We start from the raw sequence: 18,493 nt of genomic DNA on the forward strand, positions 1-18,493 counted from the left end.
CATGACCGATCACCCCGGGCCTCCGGACACGCCGGACGCCGTGCCGACCGATGCCGCGCAGGGCCGCTCCGACGATGCGGACGGCCGTGCGTTCCGCGAGCTGCTGCGCGGGCTGCGGGTGTGGGACATCGAGCTGCCGTCGTTCGACCCGGCGACGGCGCCGGCCGAGCCGCTGCCGCTGTTCCGGCAGTGGCTGCGGGAGGCCGCCGAGGCCGGCCAGCCCGAGCCGCACACCATGACGCTCGCCACGGCGGACGCGGCCGGCGCCCCCTCCGTACGCACCCTGATGCTGCACGACGCCGATGAGCGCGGCTGGCACTTCGGCTCGCACCGCGGCAGCCGCAAGGGCCGCGAACTCGCCGAGCGGCCGCAGGCGGCGCTCGGCTTCTACTGGCCGGCGGTCGGCCGCCAGGTGCGGATCCGGGGGACGGTGACCGCGGCGGACCCCGAGGAGAGCGCGGCCGATCTGCACCGCCGCTCCACGGGCGCGCTGGCCGCGGGGCTGGTCGGCCGGCAGAGCGAGGTGCTCGGCTCACCCGAGGAGCTGGCGCGCGCCTCGGACGCCGCATGGGAGCGGGCCCGGCGCGAACCGGACGCACCCGTGCCGAGCTGGACGCTGTACGTACTGCGCCCCGACGAGGTCGAGTTCTTCCAGGGCGACGCGCAACGCCGTCACATACGCCTCAACTACCGTTACGAGAACGGCCGTTGGACGCAGGAGCTGCTCTGGCCGTAAGCCACCGGGGCCATCCCGGAGAGCCGCCCGCCGCGCCGGCGCTCTCCCGCCCTCACAGCTGCTGATACATGATGTGCAGCCCCACATAGCCCTTGGTGGGGTGCAGGAAGCCCTCGGGGAGGGTCGTCATGATCTTGAAGCCCAGGGACTTCCAGAGGGCGACGGCACCGGTGTTGGTCTCCACCACGGCGTTGAACTGCATCGCGCGATAGCCCTCGGCGCGCGCCCAGGCCAGTACATGTTCGCCCAGGGCCCGCCCGACGCCGCGGCCGCCGTGCTGCGGATCGACCATGAAGCTGGCGCTGGCGATGTGCGAGGCGCCGCCCATGTGGTTGGGGTTCATCTTGGCGGTACCCAACACCGTCCCCGAGTCGTCGACGGCGACGACCGTACGGCCGGGCGGCTCCAGCAGCCACATCTCGCGCCCCGCCGCCTCGTCGGGATCGCGCGGGTAGGTGTAGGTCTCACCCGCCGCCACGATGGCACGGAAGAAGGGCCAGATGGCGGGCCAGTCGGCCGCGGTCGCCTCACGAATCAGCACGGCCACAGCATGACGCGGGGCGAGGCCGGGCGCCACCGGAAATGGGGGCGGTGGCGGCGCCGGAAATGGGGGCGGTGGCGGCGCCGGGTCACGCGGGACGGAAGACGGGGACGGCGATCCCGCCACCCTCGTCCCGCGCCTCCCCTTCCTCGCCCCCTACGCTCCCCTGGCTCCCCTGGCTCCCCTGGCTCCCCCGGCTCCCCCGGCTCCCCCGGCTCCCCTCGCTCCCCCGGCTCCCCCGGCTCCCCCGGCTCCCCCGGCTCCCCTGGCTCCCCTCGCGACGGAAGTGCACCACGAGCGGCATCCCGATCCGCAGCCCGGCCTCCGGGCAGTCGGTGATCTCGGTCATCATCCGTGGCCCCTCGGCCAGGTCGACCACGGCCGCGACGTACGGGACCCGGTCGCCGAACGGCGGGAGGTCGTTCCGGTGCACGACGGACCACGTATAGAGGGTGGCGCGGCCGGTTGCCGGCTCCCAGACGACGTCCTCGCTCCAGCAGTACGGGCAGAACTCGCGCGGATAGTGATGAGCCGCCCCGCAACCCTCGGCCCGGCAGCGCCGCAGCAGCAGCCGCCCCTCACCCGCAGCGTCCCAATAGGGCCGGGTGAAGGCATCCACCTCCGGCAGATCGAACCGCGCCACACTCCGCGCCGAACCCCGTACCGCAGCGGCCCCGGCAGTGGTACCAGCCCCGGCAGCACCGCCAGCCCCCGCATCCCCCGCCCTCACTGGAACACCCCCACCACATCGTCCAGCGACCACGTCTGCCAGCTCATCGCGAACAGTGCGACAAGGGAGATCAGCGCCATCATCGCGTTCTGCCCCTGCTCGGCCCAGTCATGGATCATCAGCACCAGATAGAGCAGGTTGAGCACCAGGCCCCCGACCAGCGCGACCGGGGTGAGAAATCCGAGGACGAGGCCGAGCCCCAGGGCGAGTTCGGCATGGACCACGACGTATGCCATCACCTTGGGCCGGGGTCGTACGACCTTGTCGAAGCCACTGCGCACCACACCCCAACGGTGCTTGCCGGCCACGTCCGCCGCCCACGCGATGCCCGTACCGCGCTCGAACCAGCCCTTCTTGTCCTTGTGCCGCCAGCTCTCCAGCCACCACAGGCCGAGGCCGATGCGAAGCACGGCCAGCCACTCGGCCCCACCGAGCCAGATCGTCTGCATCGCGCACGCCCTCCCACTGCCGCACCGGGCGCACGAAGCCGGCGCCGCACACCGCGCTCCCCGCGCACCCGCCGCTCACCATTTGCTGACGGTACGTCAGTTCAGCCGATCCGCCCCGCCCCGCGCAAGAGGCCGACCCGACCCGCCCCGCCGGGGCGCCGGTCAAGCTTTCCCCTGCAGCCCCATTCCTGACATGCCGTCAGTTCAGTAATCTGACTATGCGTCAGGTCAATGAGAGCCGTCACACAGGAGCGGGCGTCTGCGATGCTTGGATCGACTCACGGCACCCTCACCACTCACTCCCGGCCGGCCCGCGTCGTGGCCTGTGGGGAGCAACCACCACACACCGTCCACGGCAGGAGCGCACCACACGGCCGCGGCGGCGGACAGGGCGCCGACGGCGTGGTCGACCGGGATGTCAGCGGTCGGCCGTTGCACGCTCCGGTGCCCGACCTGGACCGGTTCTTCCGGCCCGGGTCCGTGGCCGTGATCGGCGCCTCGGACAGCGAGGGCCGCCCCAACACCGGTATCACCCGCCAGCTGATCGCCTGGGCGGAACGCGTCGGCGCCCGGCTCCACCCCGTCAATCCGGGGCGCACCCAGGTCTTCGGCCTGCCCTGTCACGCCACCGTCGCCGATCTGCCGGAAGCCGTCGATCTCGCCGTCCTGCTGGTCGGCGACCCGCTGCCGGTCATCGAGCAACTCGCCGAGGCCAAGGTGAAGTTCGCGGTGGCCTTCGCGTCCGGATTCGCCGAGACCGGAGAGCAGGGTGCGGCCGCCCAGGCGCGGCTGGCCGAGGCCGTCGAACGCTCCGGCCTGCGGTTGCTCGGTCCGAACACCAACCTCAACGCCTTCGAGAAGTTCCGTGCGGACCTCGACGGCCCGGCCATCGCCCTGATCACACAGTCAGGCCACCAGGGCCGGCCCGTCTTCGCCCTTCAGGAACTGGGCATCCGCCTCTCGCACTGGGCCCCCACCGGCAACGAGGCCGATCTGGAGACCGCCGACTTCCTCTCCTACTTCGCCACCCGCCCCGAGGTCGGCGCCATCGCCGCGTATGTGGAAGGCCTCAAGGACGGCCGCAGCTTTCTGCTCGCCGCCGACCGCGCCGCCCGCAACAAGGTCCCCGTCGTCGCCGTCAAGGTCGGCCGCACCGAGACCGGCGCCCGGATGGCCGCCTCACACACCGGCAAGCTCACCGGTGCGGACGGCGTCGTGGACGCCGCGATGCGGCAGTTCGGCGTGATCCGCGTGAACGGTCTCGACGAGTTGCAGGACACCGCGGCGCTGCTGGCCCGCGCCAAGAAGCCCACCGCCGAGGGCATCGCCGTCTATTCGATCTCCGGCGGCACCGGCGCCCACTTCTCCGACCTGGCCACCGCGGCGGGCCTGCGGCTGCCCCTCCTCGGCGACGCCAAGCAGGCCGAACTGCACCAGTGGATACCGGACTATCTCAGCGTCGCCAATCCGATCGACAACGGCGGGCACCCGGTCGGCGACTGGCGCGGCCGCAAGATCATCGACGCGATTCTGGCCGATCCGTCCATCGGCGTACTGATCTGCCCGATCACCGGCCCCTTCCCGCCGATGAGCGACAAGCTCGCCCAGGATCTGGTGGACGCGGCGGAGCGGACCGACAAGCTGGTGTGTGTGGTGTGGGGCTCGCCGGTCGGTACGGAGGACGCCTATCGCGGCACCCTCCTCGGCTCCTCGCGGGTGGCGACCTTCCGCACCTTCGCCAACTGCATCACCGCCGTACGCGCCTATCTCGACCACCACCGTTTCGTCGCCGACTACCGCTCCCCCTTCGACGACGCCCCGCGCGTGCTCTCCCCCTCCGCCCGCAAGGCGCAGGCCCTGATGCGCCCGGGCCAGCAGCTCAGCGAACACGCGGCGAAGCAGCTGCTGCGCGCCTACGGCATCCGCGTGCCGCGCGAACAGCTGGTGACCAGCGCGGCGGCGGCCGTACGGGCGGCGAGCCTGGTCGGCTATCCCGTGGTCATGAAGGCCTCCGGGCCGCAGCTGGCGCACAAGACCGAACTCGGCCTGGTCAAGGTCGGGCTGACCTCGGCCAGCCAGGTCAGGGACGCCTACCGCGAGCTCACCGACATCGCGCGCTACGAGGATGTCCCGCTGGACGGCGTACTGGTCTGCCAGATGATCGAGCGGGGTGTGGAGATGGTCGTGGGCGTCACCCACGACAGCCTCTTCGGGCCGACCGTGACAGTCGGCCTCGGCGGGGTGCTCGTGGAGGTTCTGCAGGACGTCGCGGTGGGCGTGCCGCCCTTCGGGGAGGACCAGGCGCGCGCGATGCTCGGCGAACTCCGCGGCCGCACCCTCCTGGACGGCGTACGCGGCGCACCGCCCGCGGATATCGACGCGCTCGTCGAGGTCGTTCTGCGAGTGCAGCGGATGGCTCTCGAAATGGGCGGTGAACTGGCCGAGTTGGACATCAATCCGCTGGTGGTCCTGCCTCGTGGGCAGGGTGCGGTGGCGCTCGACGCACTCGCCGTCTGCCATGGAGAGCGCATGCACGACCCTGCGCACCGCACGGCGTAATCGCCCGTACGCACCCGACCGCACCCTCTGGAGCCACTCCCTCATGACACCCTCACCGTCCCCCGGTTCCGTTCCCCCTGCCGAGCCCGTCGAGCCCACCGGACCCACCGGACCCGCCGAGCCCGTCGAGCCCACCGGCCCTGCCGAGCCCGTCGATTCATTGGTACAGCACACCACTGACAACGGCGTTCTGTGGATCACGCTCAACCGCCCGGCCGCGATGAACGCCGTCACCTGGGACCAGCGCGAACACATCATCGGCCTGCTCGCCGACGCCTCGGCCGACCCGGACGTACGGGCCGTCGTCCTCACCGCGACCGGCAAGGGCTTCTGCGCCGGCGCCGATCTGCGCGGCTCACCGTCGACGGGCGAGCGGGTCGCCGGCGATGTCGCCCGGATGATCCGACGCGGCGCCCAGCGGTTCATCGGCGCGGTGCTGGACTGCGAGAAGCCGGTGATCGCCGCCGTCAACGGCACAGCGGCCGGGATCGGCGCCCATCTCGCGCTCGCCTGCGATCTGGTGCTGGCCGCCGAATCGGCCCGTTTCATCGAGGTGTTCGTCCGCCGTGGGCTGGTCCCGGACGGCGGCGGCGCCTATCTCCTGCCGCGGCTGATCGGCCCGCAGCGCGCCAAGGAGCTGATGTTCTTCGGGGACGCCGTACCGGCCGCCGAGGCCGAGCGGCTGGGACTGGTCAACCGGGTGGTCCCGGACGGCGAGTTGGCGAAGACGGCCCGGGAGTGGGCGGAGCGGCTGGCGGCCGGTCCGACCCGCGCGCTGGCCCTGACCAAACAGCTGGTCAACGCCTCGCTCGACGCCGACCGGGCCACCGCCTTCGCCGCCGAGGCCACCGCCCAGGAGATCAATATGACGACGGCGGACGCGCAGGAGGGGGTCGCCTCGTTCGTGGAGCGGCGCGGCGCGGCGTACCGGGGACGGTGACCGGCACCCTCCCAGCGCCCCACGGGTCTACGTCACCCCGGCGGGGCTACTTCACTCCGGCGGGCCTACTTCACCCCGGCGGGGCCTACTTCACCCCGGCGGGACATATCGGCACTTCACGGGTGTTACGCGTCCGCACCCCCGGCAGCCACCCCTGCACCCCCTGCCCGCTGGTGACCAGATACCAGCGGGTGGAGGTGACGCCCGCTTCGTCGCGGACCATCCGGCCGTCGGTGACCACACAGCGCGCCGACAGGTCATCGCCGTGCCAGACGCGGCCGGCGGCATTGTCGCGCGCGGCGTACGCGGCGCGCGGGTCCCTGGCCAGCCGTAGCGCGCACTCCAGGGAGCGGCCCGCGCGGCAGGCCTTTTCGCTGTTGTAGACCGTGATCTTCACCGTCGGGGGCGGCCCCGCCGGCCGCAACGTGACGGGCCCGGGGCGCACCAGCCACCACACCCCCAGCGCCACCGCTGCCACCGCCGCCGCCACCGCGAGCGCGACCACATACGGCCGCCTACGGGGCAACGGGGCCAGGGCGGGCGCCGACCGGGCGTCGGGCTCCTTGATGCGGTCCCACAGGCCCGGCGGTGTCTCGATCTCTTCGTCCGCGCGCCGCAGCCGTGCGCGCAGCAGCGCCTCGGCGTCGCCCCCGGCGCCGCCGCCCCGGCCACCGCCGAAGTCCCGGCCGCCGCCGCCCGCTCCGCCGGTACCGCCCACGCCGCCGTCGTACCGTGGCCCCACACCCACCGTGCCGCTCACCGCCCCGCCTGCCCGTGCTCCGATTCAACGAGGTATGCGCGCAGCCTGTCCAGCGCGCGGGCGCGATGCCGGGCGGCGGTGCCACGGTGCACCTTCATGATCTTCGCGGCCTGGTCGATGGTGTAGCCGTCGAGGTCGACGAGGATGACGATGCCGGCCTGCCGGTGCGACAACCGCCCCAGCAGACGCACCGCTTCGATCTCGGCATGCCGCCGCTCCACTCCGCCGTCCCATCCGCCGGGCCCCGCGCCGAGCCCCGCCCCGGCGCCACCGCCCGCACCGACCTCCTCGACGCCCTCCATCGCGTCGACCAGCACCTGGCGCCGGTCCTTGCGGTAGGCGTCACGCGCTACGTTCAGCACGGCGGTGAAGGCGTAGGCGTACGGCTCCGGATGGGCGAGGAAGCGCTGCGGGCGGGCGGCGAGTTTGAGGTACGCCTCATGCACCACGTCCTCCGCCGACTGTCTCGATCCGGCCAGTATCACCGCTCTCCGGTAGAGCCGGGGCAACAGCCCGCAGAAGACCTCGTCGAAGGTGGGTGACGCGGCAGACGAAGCTGACGACGGTGTCGCATCGGCCATGTACCGGAACTCTCCCCCGTGCTCGGCTACGGGCGCGGCCGTGCCGGACGCTACCCGTGCGGACGACACGCAATCAGGAATCCACTCCCACTCTCCCGCGAAACCACCGAAGATCGGCCCGGCCCACCGGCAAACCACACGTGCGGGTGGCCGCCGCTCCCTGCGACTTCACAACTGACGCAGCATCAGATTCAATTGACGTCATGATGGGACACGCTGGAATGGCGGCCACGGCCGTGCGGTACCTGCGCTCCGTCGGCGCGCCGACCACGGCCGCCCCACCGGCCACCGACCCCGCCGCGGCACTGCCCAGACCCGCCCTGCGCGCCGTACGCGAAGACGAGCGCGCCCCCCTGGACCCGGCCGAATTCCGTTCCGTCCTGGGGCACTTCGCCAGCGGCGTCACGATCATCACGTCCCCCGGGGAGCCCGGCCCGGCGGGCTTCGCCTGCCAGTCCTTCGCCTCGCTCTCCCTCGACCCGCCGCTGGTGACGTTCATGGTGGCGCGTACGTCGACGACCTGGCCGCGGATCGCCCGCGCCGGGGTGTTCTGCGTCAACATCCTCGGCGCCGGGCAGGGCGAGCTCTGCCGCGGATTCGCGGTCAGTGGTGGCGACAAGTTCGCCGGCGTCTCCTACGGGCCGGCTCCGGCGACCGGTTCACCGCGGCTTGCGGAGGTCCCCGCCTGGATCGACTGCACGATCCAGGCGGTGCACACCGGCGGCGACCACCTGATCGTCGTCGGCCGCGTCGACGCCCTCGGCACCGACCTGGCCGCGGCAGAGTCCGGCCCACTTCTCTTCCACCGGGGCACCTTCGGGAACTTCGCCTTGTGACGTCCGGGAACTTCGCCTTGTGACGTCCGGGAACTTCAGCTCGTGGTCTTCGGGCGCCTCAGCTCGCGGCCTTCGGGTACTTGGCCTCGTGGTCCTGACGTGCTCCTCCCCACGGCCTTCCCCACCTCAGCTCTCGGTCTTCGGGGTACTTCAGCTCGCGAGTGGCCGCAAACCACACCACTACACCCGCCACCCACCTCCCGAAGGGGGGCGGCGGGGAAAAACGGGGGTGGGGGTGGAAGCAGTGAATGTTTCGGCCCTGCTTTTCGCGGTGAGCTCGGCCCATGGCAGTGAGGGAGCTCTCCCATGAGTTGCGTACAACAGCTTCCGAAGCCTTGAGCTCTTTGCGCTCGGAATCCATTTCTCCCAGCAGCTTCGTCAGCTCGGACACGATGCACGGCTGGTCGTCGAGGAGCTTGGCAAGGGCGACGACACGGGTAGCGCCGGCCACCTGTGCCCTGCTCTGAGCGGACATGGCTTTGGCGGTCTTCATTGCTCTCCCCTTCGCCTTTGCGCAGCCTCCTTTGCCGCAACCTCCTGTGCCTTGGAGACCGACGCCCTCGGGCTCCCGTGCTCGGGGCAGCGTCGCTTCCTTCGGTAGCTCGATAACCACGCCCGACAGCACGGTGCCAGCATCGGGCGATTCCGATACGACGGTCTCGTGCACCGGTTCGGCGCCGGGGTCCGGCTTCTTCGAGCGTGGCCTTGATCCGCAGGAGTCTCTCCGTCCGTTCGTTGATGCGCTTCAACTCGACCACCGCTTGCCTGGCGAATTCCGCCGCTGGCATGACACGCATCTCCATTGCCTGATCATGCGGAACAAAAACGGCAGCCAAAACCAACGACCCTAGGTCAGTTGACGGATGTTAGACCCCTCTCACGAGCTTACGTTTGGCGGCACCTGCGGCAGACCGAAGAAAACGAGCAGGGGCAGGGCGAGTGCCGACCCGCGTGAGGAACAAGGGGGCACACCGTGGTGCCCTCCTCGGCCGCTCGAGACGTCTCCGCGGGGCAGCGGGCCGGCCGCCAGGGCTGGTCCGACGAAGACGGCCTGCCGAAGGAGCTCGCGACATCATGATCGCTGAACCGATTCACCGCCGATCACGTCAACGGGGCACCACTGCGCTCCTCGCGCTTGCCCTCACCGGCCTGGGCATTGCGACATCACCTCTTGCCGCCGGAACAGCCCACGCGGACGCCCCTCAGTGCGACCAGACATCCGTCACCGGATGTCTGGACCTTTCGCCGACACTGATGAACGCAAACCTGCATCTAGGACTGGAAGACGAAGGATCGTCAGCCAACGGCAATCTGCTCTACGCACGACCGGGCAGTGCCTCGGGCCAGTGGAGCTTTCGCCTCAACGACGACGGGAGCTTTCAAATCGTCAACAACGGCACCGGTAAGTGTGTCGAGTCCAAGCGCCCCAGGTCGGATATAGCCATCTTCCAACCCGAGATATGGGACTGTTCCGGCGCGGACACGCAGAAGTTCTACGTACACAAAGAGGACGACCAAGGCAACTACCGTATCCGGAGCGTGAGCAACGACAACTGTCTGGATGCCCAGCGCATGGCCAGCGGGGACGGGGGAGGCCCCATGGAGCTCTACGGCTGTCACACCGGTGGTACCGGCCAGGCATGGCACCCCACAGGAATAACCCCCGGGCAGGCCGCGCCGTCGTCCGTTCTCGACCGCCTGGCCACCCTGTACGCCCTGAAGCAGTTCGACAAGGGATCCAGCACCATCAAGGAAGCCAAATACAGCATCACCGACTCCACATCTCAGCCGGCCACATCCGGGCCCTACCAGGTGGTTTCCGTTTCCAGTGATCAGGGCGGCTCAAGCCCTTTCTGTGAGAACGCAAGCGGCCCATCGGGTGGAGACATGACATGCAGCATGAATTGGGCGCAGTCTGTAGCGGACACCATCGGCTCTTCGAACACCGTCGGCGTCAGCGTATCGGTCGGCACAAACAGTCAGACGAGCCCCGTTAAGGCCGAGATCTCCGCGCAGTACTCGCACACCTGGAGCGAGAGCCGGACCACGACCGCAACGTCAGGCAGCAGTGTCTCGATCACCGTTCCCCCCGGCCAGAAGGCATGGGTGGCACGCGCTCTGGCGTACAAGACCGTTACCGGCACCTGGACGATCACCAACGACCTGGGCCGCACATGGACCGGCCAGGGCACGTCCACCAAGCCCATCGAAGGTGTCGACGGCAAGTACAGCAGCCTGATCAAGTGCACTACGGACTCCCCCGATGCCGGATGCCGGGCAAGCCTGACCAACGCCGGTACCCCGCAGTGAATTAGCCGGGTCCAGTCGGCGACGTGGGGGTGAGGAAACAGCCTCACCCCCCAACGGCCTACGCGGCAGCCATCCCGTCTCCCACCGACCGGCCATCCCTCTCTCCCGCCCCCTCGCGCCGCTGCCGGATGACCAGCGCCATCAGGGCCGCGACGGCGCAGAGCGCGCCGGAGGCGTACCAGACCGGGTCGTACGTGCCGAAGGCGTCGCGTGCCAGGCCCCCCAGGAAAGCGATCAGGGCGGCGCCCACCTGGTGGGCGGCGAGCACCCAGCCGAAGACGATCGCGCTGTCCTCGCCGTAGTGCTCACGGCACAGGGCGATGGTCGGCGGGACGGTGGCCACCCAGTCGAGGCCGTAGAAGACGATGAAGAAGACCATCGGCGGATGGACGGTGTCGGACAGCAGCAGCGGCAGGAACATCAGCGACAGTCCGCGCAGGCCGTAGTAGACGGCGAGCAGCCGGCGGATGTTGAAGCGGTCGGTGAACCAGCCGGAGGCGATGGTTCCGGCGATATCGAAGATGCCGATCACCGCGAGCAGCGAGGCGGCCGCCGTCATCGGCATGTGATGGTCGTGCGCCGCAGGCACGAAGTGCGTCTTGACCAGGCCGTTCGTCGTGGCGCCACAGATCGCGAAGGTGCCGGCCAGCAGCCAGAACGGACCCGTACGGGCAGCTGAGACGAGCGCCCGCACCGCGCGCCGGGCCGCGCCCCGTTGTGGCGGCGGCTTGGGCACGAACTCCGTCGCCCCGTACGGCGCGAGGCCCACATCCGCCGGGTGGTCGCGCAGCAGCAGCCACACCAGCGGGACGACGGCGAGCGCGGCGAGCGCCACGGTCACCGCGGCCGGCCGCCAGTCGTGGCGGTCGACGATCCAGGACAGGAGGGGGAGGAAGACCAGCTGACCGGAGGCGCCGGCCGCGGTGAGGATGCCGGTGACCAGTCCGCGCCGCTCGACGAACCAGCGGCCGGTGACCGTCGCGGCGAAGGCCAGCGCCATCGAACCGCTGCCCAGCCCGACCAACACGCCCCACAGCAGGACGAGTTGCCAGCTGGTGGTCATGAAGACGGTCAGCCAGGCGCCGGTCGCGATCACCATCAGGGCCACGGCGACCACCCGCCGGATGCCGAACCGGTCCATCAGGGCGGCGGCGAACGGCGCCGTCAGTCCGTAGAGCGCGAGGTTGACCGACACCGCGAAGCCGATGGTGCCGCGCGACCAGTGGAACTCGGCGTGCAGCGGGTCGATGAGCAGGCCGGGGAGGGAGGCGAAACCGGCCGCGCCGATGATCGTGAGGAAGGTGACGGCGGCGACGGACCAGGCCCGGTGCGGGCGCCGGCGGCGGGGCACGGGGGCAGGGGCGGGGTCCGCCGCACGGAGCGGTAGTTCGGGTGTCTGGGTCACCGGAGCAGCATCGTCCGTCACCCCCCGACGGAACGAGTGGCCAGAAGGTCAGGGTTCGTCAGGATCGGGCCAGGGGGCCTGAGGGGAGCCGCTACCCGAAGGTCAGCACGCCCCGTGCCACCCGCCCATGATGCGCATCGTCCGCCGCCTTCGCGAAGTCCTCCACGGGATACGTCCTGGTCACCAGCTCGTCGAGCAGCAGCCGCCCTTCGCGGTACAGCCGGGCGTACAGCGCGATGTCCCGCTGCGGCCGCGCCGACCCGTAACGACACCCCAGGATCGACTTGTCCAGATACATCGACGACACCAGGAACGACGCCTCTGCGGTGGCCGGCGGCACCCCGAGCAGCACCGCCTGGCCGTGCCGGTCCAGCAGATCGATCGCCTGCCGGATCAGCCGGGTGCTGCCCACACACTCGAAGGCATGGTCGGCGCCGGTCGGCAGGATCTCCTTCACCGCCTTCGCGCTGTCCCCCGTCGCCGACGCATCGATGAAGTGCGTCGCCCCGAACTGCCGCGCCACCGTCTCCTTCGCGGGGTTGGCATCCACCACCACGATCGTCGACGCCCCGGCGATCCGCGCCCCTTGCAGGACGTTCAGCCCGATGCCGCCGGCCCCGATGACCACCACCGAGTCCCCGCGGTCCACCTTCGCCCGGTTGAGCACCGCCCCGACGCCGGTCAGCACCCCGCACCCGATCAGCGCCGCCGATGTCAGCGGTATGTCTTCGGCGATCTTCACCGCCTGCACGGCCTTGACGACCGTACGCTCCGCGAACGCCGAGTTCGACGCGAAGTTGAACAGCTCGGTCCCGCCGCGCCGGAACGGCTTCCCCGGCATTCCGATCGCCTTCCGGCACATCGTCGGCCGCCCCCGGTCGCACTCCGCGCACGCCCCGCAGTTGGCCAGCGTCGACAGCGCGACATGATCGCCCGGCGCCACATGGCCGACGCCCGCGCCCACGGCCTCGACCACGCCCGCGCCCTCATGCCCCAGCACCACCGGCACCGGAAACGGAATGGTCCCGTCGATCACCGACAGATCGCTGTGGCACAGCCCCGCGGCCCGGATCCCGACCAGCACCTCGCCCGGTCCCGGATCCCGCACCTCCAGATCGTCCACGACCCGGGGCTGTTCGCCGTCGAATATGACGCCTCTCATCACCGCTCCACTCTGGGCAGGCCGAGCACACGCTCGGCGATGATGTTGCGCTGGATCTCGTCCGAGCCGCCGTAGAGGGTGTCGGCCCGGGTGAACAGGAACAGCCGCTGCGACGCGTCCAGTTCGTACGGCGCCCGCGCGGTCCAGTCGACGGGCCCCAGCGCGGCCGCCGCCCCCCGCACCCGCATCGCCAGCTCCCCGAGCCGCTGATGCCAGCCGCCCCACAGCAGCTTCGCCACACTCGGTGCGCCCGCGTCGCCGGCCGCACCCAAGGTCCGCAGCGCGTTCCACCGCATGACCTTCAACTCGGCCCACTGCCGTACGAGTTGATCGCGCAGCACCGGGTCCCGCAGCTCTCCGCCACGGACCGCGGCCGCCACCACCTCCGCCAGCTCCGCGGCGAACCCGATCTGCTGCACGAGCGTGGACACCCCGCGCTCCAGCGCCAGCAGCCCCATGGCGACCCGCCAGCCGGCCCCCTCCCCGCCGACCACATGCCCGGCCACCGCGCCGTCGAAGAACACCTCGTTGAACTCCGCCGTCCCCGACATCTGCCGGATCGGCCGCACCTCTATCCGCCCCGGCTGATCCATCGGCACCAACAGGAACGAAAGCCCCCGGTGCCGCCGCTCACCCGGATCGGTCCGCGCCAGCACGAAGCACCAGTCGGCCTCCCTGGCCAGCGAGGTCCAGATCTTCTGCCCGCTGATCCGGTACCCGGCCCCGTCCCGGACCGCCACCGTCCGCACCCCGGCCAGATCCGATCCCGCGTCCGGCTCGCTGTAGCCCTGGCACCACAGCTCCTCACCCCGCGCGACGGCCGGCAGAAACCGCCGCCGCTGCGCCTCGTCCCCATACGCGATCAGCGTCGGCGCCAGCAGGTTCTCCCCGATGTGCCCCACCCGTCCCGGCGCCCTGACCCGCGCATACTCCTCGGCCCACACCACCTGCTGCGTCAGACTCGCCGCACGATTGCCGTACGAGCCCTCCGCACGGTCCCACCCGAGCCCGATCCATCCACCACGCCCCAGCTCCCGCTCCCACGCGCGACGGGCCTCGGCGCCTTCATGCTCGCTCCCGGGGCCGCCCCGTCCCGCCAACTCGGCGTACGCACCTACGAGATGCCCCTCGAGCCACTCCCGGGCCTCCGCCCGGAACTCCTCGTCCCCGGCCCCGAAATCGAAGTCCACGCCAACCTCCCACGCCCGCCCCCACCAGCCTTCATCCACCCACCCACGGGAGGGGACGGGCCGGAGGGGCCGGTGTGGGGGACGTCAAGCGAAGCAGTCCCCCACACCGGCCCCGGAGGCCCGTCACCGCACCCCAACAGCCCCGCGCAGCGGCCAAAAGAAAACAACGGCGCCGCACCCGGCAACACGGGCAGTCCACCTACTGGTTGGGCCGCGCCTTCGCCGCCGCCGCGGCCGCCATCGCCGACAGCTGCGCCAGCATCGGCATGGGGTCGGTGCCGACCGAACCCCCCACCACGTCGGCGACCTTCTCAGGCGTCCACCCCCCGTCGGCATAAGCGGAACGCAGTTCCCTCGGCTGGGCCCACACCGCGATCTTGGGACCCGCGACCGTATAGACCTGCCCGGTGACCTCCCGGGCCCGCTCGCTCAGCAGATAGACGACGAACGCCGCCACATCCTCCGGCTCGCCGATCTCCTTCAGCTCCATCGGCACATTCGCCGACATCCGCGTCCGTGCGACGGGCGCCACCGCGTTGGCGGTCACTCCGTATTTGTGCAGGCCCAGCGCGGCGCTCCGCACCAGCGAGATGATCCCGCCCTTCGCGGACGCGTAGTTGGCCTGGGACACCGACCCCTGATGGTTTCCGCTGGTGAAGCCCACAAGGGTGCCGGATCCCTGGCGCCGCATCACCGCGGCCGCCGCCCGGAACACCGTGAACGTCCCCTTCAGATGGGTGGCGACCACCGGGTCCCACTCGTCCTCGGACATGTTGAAGAGCATCCGCTCCCGCAGGATCCCGGCCACACACACCACACCGTCGATCCGCCCGTACTGCGCCAGCGCGGTGTCCACGATCCGCTGGCCGCCGGCCATGGTGGACACATCGTCGGCGACCGCGGTCGCGACGCCTCCCGCCGCCTCGATCTCCTTGACCACCGCGTCGGCGATCTCGCTGCTCGGCTCTCCGCCCTCGATCGAGACGCCGTAATCGTTGACCACGACCCGTGCGCCGTGCGCGGCGCAGGCGAGCGCGACGGCACGCCCGATGCCCCGTCCCGCGCCCGTGACGGCCACCACCTTGCCGGCCAAGAAGTTCCCCATGCCGCGCCCCTTCCCGCACTTTCTGACGGACCGTTAGATTTTTGGGCAGACGCGAGTCAAACACAAGACCCCGGAGGCCGCCATGCCCCTGCCGCAGGAGTTCCACGACATCGCCAAACGCGTGAACAACTGGGGGCGTTGGGGGGCGGACGACGAGATCGGCACCCTCAACCTGATCACCGACCGGGTCGTACGGGAGGCCGCCGGCTGCGTCCGCAGCGGCCGCCGCATCCCGCTCGCACTCCCGCTCCAGCAGGACGGCGTACAGACCGGAATGATCCCCGGCCGGGTCAACCCGCTGCACACCATGACCGCCATCAATCAGGAGATCTTCGGCCCCGGTACGGTCGCGACCTCGGACGACGCGGTCACCATGGGCCTTCAGGCCGCCACCCACTGGGACGGCCTCACCCATGTCTCGCACTCCGGGCGGCTCTACAACAACCGCCCCGCCGACTCGGTCACCGCGCATCACGGCGCCACCCGCCTCGGCATCGAGAAGGCCACCCCGATCGCCTCCCGCGGCGTCCTCCTGGACGTGGCCCGCGCGCTGGGCACCGACCGGCTGCCCGGCGGGCACGCCGTCACGCCGGAGGACCTGGACGCCGCCGAGGAACTGGCCGGAACGACGGTCCGGGCCGGCGACATCGTCCTCGTACGGACCGGGCAGTTGCAGCACTATCTCGCCGGCGACCGGCAGGCGTACGCGTTCCCCTCACCCGGACTGTCGGTGCGCACCCCGGAGTGGTTCCACGCCCGCGATGTCGCGGCGGTCGCCAACGACACCCTGACGTTCGAGATCTTCCCGCCGGAGATCGAGAATCTGTGGCTGCCCGTACATGCGCTCGATCTGGTCGAGATGGGCATGCTCCAGGGCCAGAACTGGAACCTGGAGGAGCTGTCGACGGCCTGTGCGCAGGAGGGCCGCTTCGCGTTCTTCCTGTCCGCGATGGCCGAACCGTTCGTCGGGGGGTCCGGCACACCGGTCGCCCCCGTGGCGATCCTCTGACGCGGCCGGGGCGCCCGCCGACCATGGCCGTCAACGGCCGGCCGGCCGGGTGGCGGTGCGCTCATGCGCGCCCCGAGCACGGCACCGCGGACCGCCACCCTTCCCCGGCTACCGCCGGGGGACCCCCAACCGGGCCACGATCCGCACTCGTCGAGGCCCCGGACCGGAATCCCGGTTCCCCCCACGACCTCGGCGTCCCCTCACAGCGAATCGCTCCATCCAAGAGTGATCAACCGGGCACGCCACGTCAACACCTGGTCTGGACTAAATTTCGTTACGCCCGATTTGTCATGGCGCAATGGGGCTCATACGCCCCCAGATCGGCCCCCGCCACCATCAACAGCGGCTGGCCGCGGTCCACCTCGCACCAGATCCGCTTACCGGCGCCCTCCTGCTGCCAGCCCCAGCGGTCGGCGAGGCCGTCGACCAGTTCCAGCCCGCGGCCGTTGGTGTCGTCACCGTCGGCATGCCGCTGGCGCGGCGGGCGGCCGCTGGCGTCCACCACCTCCACGCGGACCGTTCCGACCACGGCACCCGACCCGGAGAAGCACATCCGCAGCTCGGCCGCCGCGCCGGTATGCACCACGGCGTTGGTGACAAGCTCGGAGATCAGCAGGATCAGCGTCTCCGCAAGGGGTTCGTCGGCCCCTATACCTGACCCCACGAGCCGCGACCGGGCCCATCGTCGGGCTCGCCCCACCTCCGCGGGGTCGGGCCGTACGTCCAACTGCACCTGAAGCACCTGCACCGCTCACACCATCCGAACCGGCGGAAACATCGCCTCGCGCCTCCACGAAGTCACGGTGCGTGACCCCGTCGATGCACAGCATGGTTGACGTTCAGTCACCCCAACAAGCGCTTCGGGCATATTCCAGCGCAAGGGAGTATGCGTGCGGCATACTGTGCGACGCACTTTGCGGGGAGTCGAACAAGGGGGATTACCGGGCCCTGGCCCGAGGCGAGCGGCGCGCAGTCCGTACCCCGGAGCCGTCATTCCGACGACACCGGGTCCGTTGCGCCACAGAAGCACTCGCACCCAACGGAGCGTACCCGAGCGGAACGCCGACTCCCCCCTGTGACGAGTCACGCCTAGGACACAACCCGATATCGACCCTCCGTGACCACTTCTGTGTGGTGAGTCCGACATTTCGCACACCGGTTGCCAGAGTCTGACATCGCCGCCCACCGCGCACCGTCCCCACAGCCCTCGCGCACCCGCCTTCAGTCGACCAAGGCCGCCGCCAGCAGTTCTTCCGCCTCGCTCGCCACACCCCAGCACTCGGCCCGCAACCAGGCCCGCTTGAGATGCAGATGGACATCGGCCTCCCAGGTGAAGCCCATCCCCCCGTGGACCTGCAGACAATCCCGTGCGTTACGCACCGCGGCCTCGTCGGCGAGCAACTTGGCGCCCGTGACATCGAGAACACTCTCCGTCACCGCCGCCGCATATACCGCACTTCGGGCGATTTCCGCACGTACGAGCATCTGCGCGCACAGATGCTTGACCGCCTGGAAGGAGCCGACGGGGACGCCGAACTGTTCACGCTCGCGGGCGTGGCCGACCGCCATCTCGACCGTGCGGGCCGCGCTGCCCAGCTGCTGGGCCGCCGTGAGCAGCGCGGCCTCGCGGCGCAGCCGGGGCACGTCCAGGGGCAGCGGCTCACCGCGCGGCAGGTCCGTGACGCGGGCGAGCGGGGTGAGCGGGTCGACGGAGGCCATCGGGGCGCAGGTCACCTGGTCCGGCGCGCTCCGGTATGCACCGCCCGTGCGCCCCTGTCCGCCCCCGTCCGCCACGATCAACTCATCGCATTCGGCCGGGTGTTCCCACAGCCACGGCTCGCCCGCGCCGTCGCACAGCCCGGCGATCTTCTCGCCGGTCGCGACCCCGTCCACCACTCCGGCCAGCAACTGGCAGGCCACCAGCGGCCCCGGCAGCAGCGCCCGCCCGGCCTCCTCGAAGACCAGCACCGCCTCCGGCAGCCCGAGGCCCACCCCGCCGGCCTCCTCCGGCAGCCGTAGCGCGAAGAATCCGGCCGCGCCCAGCTCCTGCCACAGCGCACGGTCCAGCGCGGGATCGTCGACCGAGGCGCGCAGCCGGTCCCGGTCGAACCGGCCGGCCAGCAGCTCCCGCGTCGCCGCCCGCAACACCCTTTGGTCATCGGTGAGTTGGAAGTCCACCG

General features: G+C 70.8%; 18 protein-coding genes. 6 read left to right on the forward strand and 12 right to left on the reverse strand.

Annotated features, from left to right (window positions below; genetic code table 11):
• Position 1 precedes the first annotated feature (1 nt).
• A complete protein-coding gene (locus tag KI385_RS19940; RefSeq protein ID WP_238573519.1) occupies positions 2-736 on the forward strand; it encodes a pyridoxine/pyridoxamine 5'-phosphate oxidase in 735 nt (244 codons plus the stop codon).
• Between the two features lie 52 nt (positions 737-788).
• Here the strand turns inward: KI385_RS19940 and KI385_RS19945 are convergent, their stop codons facing one another.
• The 3 genes from KI385_RS19945 to KI385_RS19955 all read right to left on the reverse strand — a co-directional run bounded on the left by KI385_RS19945 (position 789) and on the right by KI385_RS19955 (position 2,456).
• Positions 789-1,277, reverse strand: a complete 489-nt coding sequence (locus tag KI385_RS19945; protein ID WP_238573520.1) for a GNAT family N-acetyltransferase — start codon at positions 1,275-1,277, stop codon at positions 789-791.
• 88 nt (positions 1,278-1,365) lie between these two features.
• Positions 1,366-1,920, reverse strand: a complete 555-nt coding sequence (locus KI385_RS19950) for a Zn-ribbon domain-containing OB-fold protein (RefSeq protein ID WP_238573521.1) — start codon at positions 1,918-1,920, stop codon at positions 1,366-1,368.
• Between the two features lie 83 nt (positions 1,921-2,003).
• Entirely contained in the window at positions 2,004-2,456 is a 453-nt protein-coding gene (locus tag KI385_RS19955) for a DoxX family membrane protein (protein ID WP_238573522.1), read from the reverse strand.
• 264 nt (positions 2,457-2,720) lie between these two features.
• On the opposite strand from KI385_RS19955, the gene KI385_RS19960 reads away from it, so the two are divergent.
• Both KI385_RS19960 and KI385_RS19965 read left to right on the forward strand, forming a co-directional pair.
• Positions 2,721-5,015 carry an acetate--CoA ligase family protein gene (locus tag KI385_RS19960; protein WP_238573523.1) on the forward strand — a complete coding sequence of 765 codons (2,295 nt, stop codon included), beginning with the start codon at positions 2,721-2,723 and terminating at the stop codon, positions 5,013-5,015.
• 43 nt (positions 5,016-5,058) lie between these two features.
• Positions 5,059-5,955 carry an enoyl-CoA hydratase/isomerase family protein gene (locus KI385_RS19965; RefSeq protein WP_238573525.1) on the forward strand — a complete coding sequence of 299 codons (897 nt, stop codon included), beginning with the start codon at positions 5,059-5,061 and terminating at the stop codon, positions 5,953-5,955.
• An 85-nt stretch (positions 5,956-6,040) separates the two neighbouring features.
• Here KI385_RS19965 and KI385_RS19970 read toward each other — a convergent pair whose 3' ends face one another.
• Positions 6,041-6,715: a hypothetical protein gene (locus KI385_RS19970; RefSeq protein WP_238573526.1), complete on the reverse strand. Its 675-nt coding sequence runs from the start codon at positions 6,713-6,715 to the stop codon at positions 6,041-6,043.
• Positions 6,712-7,296 (reverse strand): RNA polymerase sigma factor, encoded by a 585-nt coding sequence (locus KI385_RS19975; protein WP_238573527.1) that lies wholly within the window; start codon positions 7,294-7,296, stop codon positions 6,712-6,714. Before KI385_RS19975 ends, KI385_RS19970 begins: the two co-directional genes overlap by 4 nt.
• 203 nt (positions 7,297-7,499) lie before the next feature.
• Between KI385_RS19975 and KI385_RS19980 the strand changes: the two genes are divergently transcribed.
• Positions 7,500-8,132 carry a flavin reductase family protein gene (locus KI385_RS19980; RefSeq protein WP_238573528.1) on the forward strand — a complete coding sequence of 211 codons (633 nt, stop codon included), beginning with the start codon at positions 7,500-7,502 and terminating at the stop codon, positions 8,130-8,132.
• 58 nt (positions 8,133-8,190) lie between these two features.
• On the opposite strand, the gene KI385_RS19985 is transcribed toward KI385_RS19980, so the two are convergent.
• The gene (locus tag KI385_RS19985; RefSeq protein ID WP_238573529.1) at positions 8,191-8,625 is read right to left on the reverse strand and encodes a hypothetical protein; all 435 of its coding nucleotides are present in this window, start codon (positions 8,623-8,625) and stop codon (positions 8,191-8,193) included.
• Positions 8,626-9,206: 581 nt separating this feature from the next.
• Here KI385_RS19985 and KI385_RS19990 point away from each other — a divergent pair.
• Positions 9,207-10,442, forward strand: a complete 1,236-nt coding sequence (locus KI385_RS19990; protein ID WP_238573530.1) for an RICIN domain-containing protein — start codon at positions 9,207-9,209, stop codon at positions 10,440-10,442.
• Positions 10,443-10,500: 58 nt separating this feature from the next.
• Here the strand turns inward: KI385_RS19990 and KI385_RS19995 are convergent, their stop codons facing one another.
• From KI385_RS19995 to KI385_RS20010, 4 genes are all read right to left on the reverse strand, one after another.
• Complete coding sequence (locus KI385_RS19995) at positions 10,501-11,847, reverse strand: MFS transporter (protein ID WP_238573531.1); 1,347 nt, start codon at positions 11,845-11,847, stop codon at positions 10,501-10,503.
• A 91-nt stretch (positions 11,848-11,938) separates the two neighbouring features.
• Entirely contained in the window at positions 11,939-13,009 is a 1,071-nt protein-coding gene (locus KI385_RS20000) for a Zn-dependent alcohol dehydrogenase (RefSeq protein WP_238573533.1), read from the reverse strand.
• Positions 13,009-14,199, reverse strand: coding sequence for an acyl-CoA dehydrogenase family protein (locus tag KI385_RS20005; RefSeq protein WP_238573534.1), 1,191 nt, complete (start codon positions 14,197-14,199; stop codon positions 13,009-13,011). The genes KI385_RS20000 and KI385_RS20005 overlap by 1 nt, the downstream gene beginning before the upstream one ends.
• A 199-nt stretch (positions 14,200-14,398) precedes the next feature.
• Positions 14,399-15,304 carry an SDR family oxidoreductase gene (locus KI385_RS20010; RefSeq protein WP_238573535.1) on the reverse strand — a complete coding sequence of 302 codons (906 nt, stop codon included), beginning with the start codon at positions 15,302-15,304 and terminating at the stop codon, positions 14,399-14,401.
• Between the two features lie 82 nt (positions 15,305-15,386).
• Here KI385_RS20010 and KI385_RS20015 point away from each other — a divergent pair, with 82 nt between their 5' ends.
• Positions 15,387-16,313 carry a cyclase family protein gene (locus tag KI385_RS20015; protein ID WP_238573536.1) on the forward strand — a complete coding sequence of 309 codons (927 nt, stop codon included), beginning with the start codon at positions 15,387-15,389 and terminating at the stop codon, positions 16,311-16,313.
• 274 nt (positions 16,314-16,587) lie between these two features.
• Here KI385_RS20015 and KI385_RS20020 read toward each other — a convergent pair whose 3' ends face one another.
• Together KI385_RS20020 and KI385_RS20025 are read right to left on the reverse strand one after the other, a co-directional pair.
• Positions 16,588-17,061, reverse strand: coding sequence for an ATP-binding protein (locus KI385_RS20020; protein WP_238573537.1), 474 nt, complete (start codon positions 17,059-17,061; stop codon positions 16,588-16,590).
• 473 nt (positions 17,062-17,534) lie between these two features.
• Positions 17,535-18,491, reverse strand: a complete 957-nt coding sequence (locus KI385_RS20025; protein ID WP_238577764.1) for an acyl-CoA dehydrogenase family protein — start codon at positions 18,489-18,491, stop codon at positions 17,535-17,537.
• Positions 18,492-18,493 lie beyond the last annotated feature (2 nt).

Source organism: Streptomyces inhibens, from assembly GCF_022221585.1.
Lineage (GTDB): Bacteria > Actinomycetota > Actinomycetes > Streptomycetales > Streptomycetaceae > Streptomyces > Streptomyces inhibens.